Source organism: Spirosoma litoris (assembly GCF_054776755.1).
Window position 1 is genome coordinate 107,442 of the sequence record NZ_BAAHBI010000011.1, and the last position, 11,815, is coordinate 119,256.

Below are 11,815 nucleotides of genomic sequence, written 5' to 3' on the forward strand. Positions count from 1 at the left end.
AGTAAAAATAATGCAGCGAAAGTTTTACTATTCTGTATGACTTACATTGACCAATTACGGACTTACTATGAACGAGTAACCGAAGAGTGCGTATCTGGCCTATCGCTCGATTGCGTTATTTTCGGATTTCACGATACCCGGCTTAAAGTGCTGCTGTTGAAGTGGAAAGACACAAACGAGTGGAGTCTACCCGGGGGATTTATATACAAAGATGAGTCGGTCGATACGGCAGCCGGGCGGGTACTGCGCGAGCGAACGGGTCTGGATCAACTATTTCTGCAACAGTTTCACCTATTCGGTGATGCGGTTCGGTATGATATTGAAGATACCTGGCAACGGTTAAAAATGCCCATGAAATACGGCATTAACTGGCCCGACCGGACAATTTCGATGGGCTACTACGCGCTCGTCGACTATACGAAGGTGATGCCGACCGCCGATTTTATGTCGGACGAATGTTGCTGGTGGGATATTAGCGAACTGCCATCCTTGTTGTATGATCATCAACACATTATTGAGGTAGCCCTGAAAACGCTTCGCCTTCAGTTGAACTGGCAGCCGATTGGGCTCAATCTAATGCCCGAAAAATTCACCATACCTGAGTTGCAGCGACTTTATGAAGCCGTTTTAGGCCGCCCCCTGGATGCCCGAAATTTTCATAAAAAAATAACCGGGTTGAGTGTTCTAACCCGATTAGACGAACGGCGGACGGGCGGAGCGCATAAGTCTCCCTATCTATATCAGTTCGATACGGTGAACTACCAGAAAGCGCTGATCAATGGCAACCTGAATTTCGTTTGAGTTCTTCTTGTGATCTCCCTGCCTCTGTGGTTAATACTTATCTTTGCCAAAAACGCTTTTTATGACTGCTCTCGATACTGTTTCACGCTATTACGACGCTTTTAATCGAAAAGATTGGGAAACCATGCTCAGCCTGCTTCATCCAGAGGTTCGCCACGACAGCAATCAGGGGGCGACACGCATTGGTAAAGAAGCGTTTAGCCAGTTTCTTCAACACATGGACGACTGCTACGACGAAACCCTGACCGATATCGTTGTTATGACCGAACCCACCGGAACACGGGCTGCCTGCGAATTCGTTGTGAATGGTGTCTATAAAAAAACGGACGGCGATTTGCCCGCAGCTACCGGTCAAACTTATGTATTGCCCGCTGGCTCATTCCTTGACGTTGCAGATGGCCTAATTACCCGCGTTACAACGTACTACAATTTACCCCTTTGGGAGTCACTGGTGCTTGGGTAATAGGATGACCCTGGCGCGAGTATTTACCGCTCGGGCGGCCCCGTCGTGCCTTTTATGAAGTCAGCATTCGCTGACATTTATTAGCAAAACGCCAGTAAATACTGACTACATTAAAAGGCACGACGGGGCCGCCCGAGCGGTAAATACTCGCGCCAGACGCGCCTAATTATTTTCTTCCATTGCCAAATACCAACCTAACTTTCCGCCGATTAACAGGCACAGATTTCCGAACCGTCTTCGACGACTTAGCGGCCTTGCGGATCGCTGTTTTTTATGACTTCCCCTATTTGTATGAGGGAACGGTCGAATATGAGAAAAGCTATCTGGAAACCTATGCCTGTGCCGAGCGGTCGTTTCTGTTTGCAGTTTACGATGGCGAACAGATGGTGGGCGCCACCACAGCGTTGCCCTTACGAGACGAAACCGCCGATGTACAGGCTCCTTTTCTGAAAGCAGGCTATGATCTTGATACAGTATTCTATTTCGGAGAAAGTATTCTGTTGCCTTCTTACCGGGGTCTTGGTCTGGGCAAGCAGTTTTTTGAGGAGCGCGAAGCCCACGCCCGGCAGTTTGGTCAGTACACAATGACTTGCTTCTGCGCTGTAAAGCGCCCGGAAGATCATCCACTTCGCCCGGCCGATTACCAACCCCTTGATAATTTCTGGACAAAACGAGGGTATCGACGTGACGAAAGTCTCCAAAGTGAATTCATCTGGCCCGATCGAAATGAGAGCATTGAAACCGCTAAACCGATGATTTATTGGACGCGGCTGCTTGAGTAATTGGGGGAAATTAAGCAATCACGCAAATTTGATTGAATCATTCTTCTGTCTGACCCCGTTGGGTAGGTTGTCCAGTTTAGCAAAAAGCTCTGTCATTTATGAATGACTTTTCGGCGCCTAACAATTTGGCTTTGAACTAAATGCTTCCTTTTCCACATCGCCACATCCGCTAGTGAAACTGATTCTAACCCCTGGCACAGCTCAAAGTCAGGACCCTTATCGGTGCGCAAACTCAGACTTAACACCACACCACTGACCCCAGCCAGCGGATTGGTGGGCAAGCCAGACTTGTAGTGACCAAACAATGACTCCAGCACACTCGTACACCCATGCCAGCAGGCCCCAACACCTATCTTGGCTAGCTGCTGCTCAAGATACGACTCGAGTCGCTCTTTGACCGATTCAACGCACCCACTCTGAGCCACTAGCTGCCGACAGTGAGCCACTGAAACCGCACTGATCCCATGCCTTTGCAGATGCACCCGCACACAACGAGTTAACCCAAAACTTACCCCCAATTCCCCAATCAGAGCCCCATAGGCCCTTAACCATCCAAAACGAGCCTGTTCCTCTTGGCTTAGGCCAGGCAACACCCGCAACATCCGCTCACTCCACTCAATACTCGCCCACAGATTCATAAAGCGGGCCACACTCCGCTGTTTAGGCGGCAACAGATACGACGAATCGGTCATGATGTACTTGAACTTGCTCTGGGCTAATTCATGCTGCCAACCCATGAACATCGGCTGGGATTTATAAGAGTGCTCCAGCAACAGGGCCAATTCATGCGACACATCGCCTACTCGCACCAGCCCCGCGTCAGCGATCCCCTTTTTGAGGGTGGCCGCTCCGTCACTGACTACGTAGGCCGGACGACGACCCATCGTCTGGATCACCGCTTCCAACTCGGTCTGGATGGCCTGAGCCGTCCAACTCGCCCGCACCGCCAGCCGCAGTAACCAAACCTGCTCAAAGCGAGTGGGTTGGGTGTCGGCTTTGTGAGCAGGCAATCCCAAAATAACCACCAACCGCTGCCCGCCAATGATCATGCACTCATCCACCAACAGGGCGTAAGGCTGAGCGGTGGGCCGGGGTGGATGCTCATAGCGGTAGCACCCCAACTTCTCCACCCAACCCACCACGCTGCTTTTGGCAGGCACTTCCAGGGCTATACCCCATTCGGTTTGCAAGTAGAGCAAGACGGCCACGACCTTCCGGTAGCTGCAACCACCGAGCACATACAACCACACACTCAATCGAATCGTGTCCAGCGAGTAGTGATAGCCAGTGGGTCGAAGGCTGGGGGCAGGCTTGAGCGCGCTGGGTGGAGAAGCTTGTCGAGCCGCGTTGTATTTAACTTTCCAGGCATGGCGACTCTGGGTGAGTTCGTTAATGCGTTGTTTTTGATAGCGAATGGTGAGTTGTTGGGATTTGGTTTTGGCCTGTAAGCGTTGTAGCTTGCTTTCCAAAGCCAGCTTTGGCTGAAGTTCTTGCACGATTTTGTAGTTTGGCGATTACAAAAGTGCAAGAACTTTTTTGTTTCTCTGGACAACCTACCCGTTGGGGCCAGATATTTATAGTGAACGTTATTTTCTATAAACATTCGACCCCAGCGGGGTCGTACAAAGAGCGTAACACAATTTAATTCTGTGCTAATGCTTAATCCAATGCCTTCCTTTTCCTAACATAAACCCCCTTTGGCAGTTGTTTTTGTGAATACAACACATAGTATCATGAAAACAACTGCATCGGAAGACCGCACGATTGGGCTTGGCGTTATTGGTATGGGGGGCTTCGGATTGTTCGCCGTTCAGCAATTTTTACAGACTCCGCATACAAAATTAATTGCCATTGCTGGCTCGAAACGAGAGGAGTCTATTGTGGCTGCTAAGCGGTTTGGCGCCGAGACGTTGGCGAGTATCGACGAATTGGTCAATCATCCTGACGTCGATCTGGTCTATATTGCTACCCCTCCGTTTATGCATTACGAGCAGGCTATGCTGGCCCTGAATGCCGGTAAACACGTTATCTGCGAAAAACCGCTGGCCATGAATCCGGAGCAGGGCCGCGAAATGATCGAAACGGCCCAGGCAAAAGGCTTGCTGATGGTAACCAACCTGATGCAGCGCTATAATCCGATGTTCGCTAGGGTTAAGCATCTGATCGATAAAAACTTACTAGGCGATTTCCTGCATGGCTATTTTGAAAACTATGCAGGCGATGAAGGGCTTTCGCCCGAACACTGGTTCTGGGATCGCACGAAATCGGGGGGCATTTTTATCGAGCATGGTGTTCACTTCTTCGACATGTTTACGGGCTGGTTGGGTGATGGAACTCTGAAAGCCTCACAAGTGGTAAAGCGCCCGAACAGTAAAGATATTGAGGATCAGGTGCAGGCTACGGTCGAATATGGTAATGAGGAATTGGGCAAGAAGCTGGTGAACTTTTATCACGGTTTTACACAAACCGGCCGAATGGATCGTCAGGAAATGCGCTTACTGTTTGAACGGGGTGATATTACCTTATTCGAATGGGTTCCGACCCGCATGATTATGCGTTGCGCCGTTGATGAAGAAACGACTCGGGCACTGATGGAACTCTTTCCGGGCGCTCAACTAAATGTAACGGCCAATATTGGTGGGAAAGATCGCCCATTACGTGGTCGGCATAAAGAGTTCGACGCGTATCAGCAAATTGAACTTCGATTCGGCTTTGGCGATGAGAAGCAACACATTTACAGCGAATTACTTCGTTTGATGTTTCGAGATCAGGTCAGAGCCATTCATTATCCCGAAGCGCACCGGATCATTACAGAGCAGAATGGGCTTAACTCGTTGATCATTGCAACCGAAGCCGATACGCTGGCGCGTAGCTGATAATTGTATAGAGAAGGAGAGTTAATAAAAAAATTTAAAATATTGAGCTTAGTCCGTAAAATACCTGAAAACTAGCCGAATTTTTTCGACCTTTGTGGCGTCTCATCTTTTCTCCGCATAGCGCATCATGATTACGGAGTCCACTCTGCTTGACAATCCGGACGGCCAATTGCCAGGAACAACCCCTACCGGTGGCCCCATTCAGGCCGCCATCACTTACGAAAAAATTCCAACTCACATCTACGCTGATGCTAAGGATGCATCGCGGGCTGTGGCTCAGGAAATTGCTGATCTGATTCGCCAGAAACAAAGCGAAGGAAAGCCTTGTGTTCTGGGGTTAGCAACGGGTTCTTCGCCCAAAACGGTTTATGCTGAACTGATTCGCATGCACCGGGAAGAAGGCCTGAGTTTTCACAATGTGATATCGTTCAACCTGGACGAATATTACCCAATGGAGCCCGACTCCCTGCAAAGCTACTGGCGTTTTATGCGGGAGCAACTGTTCGACCATGTCGATATTCCTGCCGGAAATTACCATGTTCCAGACGGAACGCTTCGGACTGATAAGGTCGCGGAGTTTACTAAGGAATATGAAGCCGAAATTGAAGCCGTTGGTGGCCTGGATTTCCAACTGCTGGGTATTGGTGGTAATGGCCACATTGGTTTTAACGAACCAGGTTCATTGATCAATTCGCATACGCGATTGATGATGCTCGATAACTCGACACGGGCTGCCGCTTCAGTTGATTTTGGCGGACTGCCCAAAACCCCTCGTAAAGCGATTACGATGGGTGTTTCGAGTATTCTGAGTGCCCGGCGAGTGGTTTTGCTAGCTTGGGGTGAGCGGAAAGCACCCGTTATTCGGGGAGCTGTAGAAGGTCTGGTTACCGAACTGAATCCAGCATCGTATCTGCAAACGCACCCAAATGCCTTGTTTGTCATTGATGAGGCCGCTGCTTCGGAGTTGACCCGTATGAAAACACCCTGGTTGGTGGATTCGGTTGTTTGGGACAACAAGATGAAGAAAAAGGCGGTCACTTATTTGTCGCTAACGCTCGGTAAGCCAGTTTTGAAATTAACCGACCGCGATTATAACGACAATGGTATGAGTGACCTGCTTGCCCAATATGGACAGGCATACGATATCAACATCGACGTTTTCAACCAGCTTCAGCACACCATTACTGGTTGGCCAGGTGGTAAACCCAACGCCGATGACACCAACCGTCCTGAACGGGCGTTGCCTGCTCACAAACGCTGCCTGATTTTCAGCCCGCACCCCGACGATGATATTATCTCGATGGGCGGAACCTTCCAGCGTCTGCGCGATCAGGGTCACGAGGTACACGTAGGCTACCAGACTTCCGGTAACATTGCTGTTGCCGATGACGAAGCGCTACGGTTTGCGGATTATGTAGTTGATTTCAACGCAAAATTCGGTATCAAAAGCCCCGAAGCTACCCGGATTTTCCAGGATGCAGCTGCTTCCCTTCGCGAGAAAAAAGACTCCGAAATGGATACTGCTGAGGTACGTTACGTGAAAGGGCTGATTCGGATGGGTGAAGCGAAAGCAACTTGCCGGTTTGTTGGTATTCCGGTCGAGAATGCCCACTTCATGAACTTACCGTTCTACGAAACCGGAACGGTAGCCAAAAAGCCGCTTAGCGAAGAAGACATCAAGATTACGATGGCGCTGATTGAGGAAGTGAAACCGCATCAAATCTATGCTGCGGGTGATCTGGCCGATCCGCACGGAACGCATAAAGTTTGTTTAGATGCTATCCTGGAATCGGTTCGTCGGTTAAAACATAAGAACTTCATGAAAGACTGCTGGGTTTGGCTCTATCGTGGAGCCTGGGCCGAGTGGGATATTCACGAAATTGAAATGGCCGTACCAATGTCGCCGGATCAGGTCATGAAAAAGCGGTTGGGTATTTTCAAACACCAGTCGCAGAAAGATGGCGTTGTGTATCAGGGCACCGATTCGCGGGAGTTCTGGCAACGGGCCGAAGAGCGAAACAGTGCTACGGCTGGCTTATACAACCGATTAGGCTTAGCTGAATACGAAGCCATGGAAGCATTTGTGCGCTGGCGGTTTTAAGTAGAAAAGTTAATTAGTAAACACCCTAAAAATTGCCAGAAGACAATTTTTAGGGTGTTTTTTTATGGCTATATCTTGCTGAATCTATAGTAACTAAAGTCTCCCAGAAAAGAATAAGTCGTTAAAAAATTAGAGTGTAGATGCATTATGATATAAAAATTGAATATACTTGCATGTATATAATATAGTTGTATTATAATTCAGACACCAACGACCTCCTTTTTAGTGATATGACCAGACAGAATAGCCAGAGAACATTTCGACTTTTTGCTCTGCATGAATTTATCCAGGATCACTTCACTAAGTCGGACTGGATCAAGGTTGGTTATTTGACGGATAGTCTCGAAATAATCGAAGATCATCCTCGATTATTTCGTAGTCTGGATTTTAAGGATGATGATTACGAGGGAAATAGCTTACAGGTTTTATCGAAACTGATTAGCGAAAGCACCAGTAATCTGTACGAGATCGAACGATTTGTTGAAGCCAAAAAATCGACGATGTATCGATCGGTTCGGGAGTTGCCGGAGTTTATCTCGACAGTTCAAACGGTTGTGCCCGAGCGAGTCATTACGTTTGCGCCTGATGTGTTTCGCGTACCTGTGAAATCGGTTGAGTCGAATCTGTTATCGGTAATGATGCCGTTTGAGAGCCGATTTTTGGGCACCTACGTGGCCATTCAGAATGTATGCGCTCGGCTTGGTATCGAATGCAAACGGGCCGACAGCATTTGGGACAATAGTATTCTGATTCAGGACGTATTCGATCTGATTTTTACGTCAAAAGCCGTTATCACCGATTTCACGGATCGTAACCCTAATGTGTTTTACGAAACGGGCGTTGCACACACACTCGGAAAACTGGTAATTCCGATTACCCAATCGACCAATGACATTCCGTTCGATCTCCGACACCACCGGGCGTTGACCTATCTCTCCAATACAGAGGGGTTGTTGAAACTGGAGAAAGATCTTGAGAAAAAGCTGGAGAAGGTTTTTGGTTGACGTCTTTCCTTTCCTTGTTGTATATTCGGGGGAACCTACCTGATGTATGGAACCCTCCGTTTTGACAAACCGCAGTAATAATCAATCTACTCCAGCTGGTGTATCACGGCTGCTCTCACTTGATTTCTTTCGGGGGCTGACCGTCGCAGCTATGGTTACAGTCAATAATCCCGGCGATTGGGGGCATATTTATGCACCGCTTGAACATGCGCCCTGGAATGGCTGGACGCCCACCGATTTAATTTTTCCGTTCTTTCTGTTCATTGTTGGCGTGTCGATCACTTTTGCGCTGGGGCGAACTGATGGAATGGAAAAGGGCGTAGTCGGGAAGATTGTAAAACGGAGCGTGACGCTGTTTTTGCTGGGCCTGTTTTTGAATTTCTTCCCGAAGTTTGATATTACAATCGTTCGGATTCCAGGTGTTTTACAGCGAATTGCCGTGGTTTATCTGGCCTGTTCGCTTATTTTTCTAAAGACAACCCCTCGTCAGCAAGTCTATATTTTTTGCGGTATTGTTTTGGGATACTGGTTCCTGATGACGGTTATTCCGGTGCCGGGCGTAGGCTATGCCAATCTCGAACCTGAAACTAATCTGGCTGCCTGGTTCGACCGGACGATTCTGACGCCTGCGCACGTATATAAACCCGCGAAAGTCTGGGACCCAGAGGGTTTGCTAAGTACACTACCTGCTATTGGAACGGGCTTGCTCGGCCTGCTAACCGGAACATGGTTACGAAGCAATCGGATGGCGGCCGAGAAAATAGCCTGGCTTTTTGCCGCGGGCTGTCTACTTACATTGCTTGGGCTACTCTGGGATGGCCTTTTTCCGATCAACAAAGCACTCTGGACCAGCTCGTACGTAGTACTGGCAGGTGGTTTGGCAATGCTTGGCTTGGCGTTATGCTATTGGCTGATCGATGTACAGCACTATAAACGAGGTGTGCTGCCCTTCGTTGCCTTTGGTGTTAATGCCATCACCGTATTTTTTCTGTCTGGACTGATTCCGCGCATCATGAACCTGATTCATGTAACTCAGCCTGACGGTACCGAAATTGGGTCGAAAGAGTATCTGTATCGAACTTTTATTGCCCCACATTTTGCTGACCCGAAAAATGCATCGCTGGCAGGAGCATTAACTTTTGTACTGATCTGGTTCGGTATTCTTTGGTGGATGTACCGAAAAAATGTAATTATTAAGGTTTAGTACCTGCTTTTCTCTTCCAGGGCGATACGAATTAAATCGACGGTATTTTTAACGCCTGCTTTGCGGATGATGCTCGCCCGCTGATTGGCCACCGTATTCGGGCTAATTCCGAATCGATTGGCAATTTCGGGACTGCTCATGCCGTCGATTAGGCAGGTTAGAATCTGGGCCTCGCGAGACGTGATTTTATTCCAGACCGATCCTCGTAGGGGCTCTGTCGTTCCGCCTTCTTTGCGCTGGGTTGCACCTGGTAATACTAAATGCTGAATGATTACGGACGAAGCACTGGGTGGGTAGTACAAGTCTCCTGCGTACACAGTGCGTACAGCGTGCAGGATTTCTTCCAGTCCTGTGTCTTTTAGTAGATAACCTGCGGCTCCGTGCTGGACGGCTTTTATGATGTAGTCCGGGTTATTATGCATGCTAAACATAATTGTTTTAACCCTGGGGTATTGCTGTGTAATGACTTTGAGCGCTTCAATCCCCGACATACGAGGCATGGTTATATCAAGTAACAAGACATCTGTCTGGAGGCTTGATAGCAACTCGACTGCCTCGTCGCCATCTGAGGCTTCGCCAACAATCTGGATGTCGGCTTCGTCTTCAAGTAGCATCCGAATTCCTTTTCGGACTACCGAATGATCATCGGTTATAAGAATTCGTATCGACATAGTTAGGTGAGATTTTCGGATAGGTTGACACTGACACTGATTTTCGTTCCTTTTTTGAGTTTCGAGCTAATGCTAAAATCACCATTGAGCAAACGGGTTCGGGTGCGCATGTTCTCAAGACCATTCGTTGTTGATAGTCGCTTATCGTCGGTGGGTAATGCGTTTAAAACAAACCCTTTTCCGTCGTCGTCTATGGTTAGCAGCAGTTTTTGGGTACTCTGTTGCAAGTTAATTTTTATACTATGTGCTTCCGCATATTTCAGGGCATTATGTAATGCTTCCTGAGCAATACGGTACAAGCCGATCTCCATGGCCGGGCTGAGTCGTTTGGCATCAGTAGGACCCGTAAAAACGACCGAAACACCCGAAGAACGGGTTGTTTGCTCGGCCAGGAGCTGCAACGTTGACCCCAGTCCGAAATCACTTAGTGTCGACGGCATTAGATTGTAGGAAACCTGACGCGTTGTTTGAATCGTATCACCAATCAGATCACAGAGTTCGGCAAACCGCGCCCGTTGCTTTTCATCCGTAAACGAAGTCGTCTTTAGTTTTTCGGCATGGAGTTTTAGGCCCGTAAGCATCTGGCCAATACCATCGTGCAGCTCACGGGCAAAGCGACGGCGCTCTTCTTCCTGCCCTTCGAGCAGTGCAGCCGACCGAACCGTGTCTTCGGCCAGTTGCAATTGGTATTTTTCTTCGGTAGTACGAAGCAGTTCCTGTTGAGTTTCAACGAGTTTTCGGTTCGAGGCTACCAAATTCTGATTCGTTGATTCCAGCTCCCGGTTAGCAATTTCCAAATGATTATTGGCTAACTGTAACGCTTTCTCCGATCGGGCCAGCCGACGAACTACATGTCTGGTATGATTAACCACCGGCCTGAAAATAAACAACCCTTCAGTCAATAGCGTCAACAAGGTAGCGAGGGTGAGCAGCCATTCAATTTGTTCAAGACGCTTCACCTGATCAAAGCTTTCTGTATCGAACTGAAAAACGATGTCGTTCATCTGCTGGATAAACGAAAACTCATCGCGCAGAATAATTTGAAGCGCTGCCTTTTTCTCCTCAATCGTACGTTTTGGGTCGTTGATCCGGGAAAAACCCTGATAAATGGATTCGAATATGGGAGCAATACGCGTAAACATGCTGTCGAGTCGACTGCTCTTTCGGACGACATACTCTTTTTCCATGTGCAGCATGCCGTTTCGGAGCTGAATATGACTCTGGCTCCAGGAGTTAAGCAACGAATCGAACGAAACCGTATCGGCCGTCGTAATGCCCTCAATGCGTAACATAGCCAGTTTGGTCAGGCGCTGACTCAACATACGCTGCCGTCCGGCTACGTTCAGAATACGACTATCGTCATAATGTGTACTGATCGTATGCTTGATGAACAGTAGCCCGCTCAACGATAGCACCGCTATGACAGCGAGTGCCAGCATATAAAACCGGGTTAGTCGACTAGCTACCTGTTGATCGAGTTGAGTCATAAATCAGTTTATCGTTTTCTGTTTATACCCCAATATAAACCATGTCGTCGACTACTTTTATCGGGAACGTGGCGATCTTATAGCCATCGTCATTGAGGCAGTCGCCCGTTTTCAGTGAAAATGTCTTTTTGTGAAACGGACAGGCTACCTTAGGTTCATCGCTTTGTGTGCCGATCATACCGCGCGACAAAACCATCTGCTGACGGTGCGGACACTCATTCTCAGTTGCATACCACTCGCCCCGACGCGAAAAGTTAAAAATGGCGATTTGTCGTCCGCCCAGTAGCACGCAAGCCCCCCCATCTTCAGGAATATGATCAGTTTGGCAAGCTGGGTGCCAGGTAATTTCGTCTTTATGAATTGTAGGTGTTTCCATTGATTTGATATTTTTGGTCTGGCACGGGTATTTACCCGCGCCTATTTATA

General features: G+C 48.4%; 11 protein-coding genes. 7 read left to right on the plus strand and 4 right to left on the minus strand.

The genetic code is table 11. The annotated features are described in order from the left end of the window. Nucleotides 1–36 precede the first annotated feature (36 nt). The 3 genes from ACYVGR_RS10475 (at nt 37) to ACYVGR_RS10485 (ending at nt 2,046) form a co-directional block, all read left to right on the plus strand. Entirely contained in the window at nt 37–801 is a 765-nt protein-coding gene (locus tag ACYVGR_RS10475; protein ID WP_460956269.1) for an NUDIX hydrolase, read from the plus strand. A gap of 61 nt (nt 802–862) precedes the next feature. Then, a complete protein-coding gene (locus ACYVGR_RS10480) occupies nt 863–1,264 on the plus strand; it encodes a ketosteroid isomerase-related protein (RefSeq protein ID WP_460956271.1) in 402 nt (133 codons plus the stop codon). A 179-nt stretch (nt 1,265–1,443) separates the two neighbouring features. After that, complete coding sequence (locus tag ACYVGR_RS10485) at nt 1,444–2,046, plus strand: GNAT family N-acetyltransferase (RefSeq protein ID WP_460956273.1); 603 nt, start codon at nt 1,444–1,446, stop codon at nt 2,044–2,046. A 92-nt stretch (nt 2,047–2,138) separates the two neighbouring features. On the opposite strand, the gene ACYVGR_RS10490 is transcribed toward ACYVGR_RS10485, so the two are convergent. Continuing rightward, the gene (locus ACYVGR_RS10490; protein ID WP_460956275.1) at nt 2,139–3,542 is read right to left on the minus strand and encodes a hypothetical protein; all 1,404 of its coding nucleotides are present in this window, start codon (nt 3,540–3,542) and stop codon (nt 2,139–2,141) included. Between the two features lie 237 nt (nt 3,543–3,779). Here ACYVGR_RS10490 and ACYVGR_RS10495 point away from each other — a divergent pair, with 237 nt between their 5' ends. From ACYVGR_RS10495 to ACYVGR_RS10510, 4 genes are all read left to right on the plus strand, one after another. Next, nucleotides 3,780–4,922: a Gfo/Idh/MocA family protein gene (locus ACYVGR_RS10495; protein WP_460956277.1), complete on the plus strand. Its 1,143-nt coding sequence runs from the start codon at nt 3,780–3,782 to the stop codon at nt 4,920–4,922. A 127-nt stretch (nt 4,923–5,049) separates the two neighbouring features. Continuing rightward, the gene (gene nagB, locus ACYVGR_RS10500; protein ID WP_460956279.1) at nt 5,050–7,023 is read left to right on the plus strand and encodes a glucosamine-6-phosphate deaminase; all 1,974 of its coding nucleotides are present in this window, start codon (nt 5,050–5,052) and stop codon (nt 7,021–7,023) included. Between the two features lie 230 nt (nt 7,024–7,253). Continuing rightward, complete coding sequence (locus ACYVGR_RS10505) at nt 7,254–8,027, plus strand: hypothetical protein (RefSeq protein ID WP_460956281.1); 774 nt, start codon at nt 7,254–7,256, stop codon at nt 8,025–8,027. A 46-nt stretch (nt 8,028–8,073) separates the two neighbouring features. Beyond that, nucleotides 8,074–9,231, plus strand: coding sequence for an acyltransferase family protein (locus tag ACYVGR_RS10510; RefSeq protein WP_460956283.1), 1,158 nt, complete (start codon nt 8,074–8,076; stop codon nt 9,229–9,231). Here the strand turns inward: ACYVGR_RS10510 and ACYVGR_RS10515 are convergent. From ACYVGR_RS10515 to nirD, 3 genes are read right to left on the minus strand one after another with little or no spacing between them, the layout of a single operon-like run. Further along, nucleotides 9,228–9,902: a response regulator gene (locus tag ACYVGR_RS10515; RefSeq protein ID WP_460956285.1), complete on the minus strand. Its 675-nt coding sequence runs from the start codon at nt 9,900–9,902 to the stop codon at nt 9,228–9,230. The genes ACYVGR_RS10510 and ACYVGR_RS10515 overlap by 4 nt on opposite strands. A 2-nt stretch (nt 9,903–9,904) precedes the next feature. Then, complete coding sequence (locus ACYVGR_RS10520; RefSeq protein ID WP_460956287.1) at nt 9,905–11,389, minus strand: ATP-binding protein; 1,485 nt, start codon at nt 11,387–11,389, stop codon at nt 9,905–9,907. A gap of 22 nt (nt 11,390–11,411) precedes the next feature. Beyond that, nucleotides 11,412–11,765 (minus strand): nitrite reductase small subunit NirD, encoded by a 354-nt coding sequence (gene nirD, locus ACYVGR_RS10525; protein WP_460956289.1) that lies wholly within the window; start codon nt 11,763–11,765, stop codon nt 11,412–11,414. Nucleotides 11,766–11,815 lie beyond the last annotated feature (50 nt).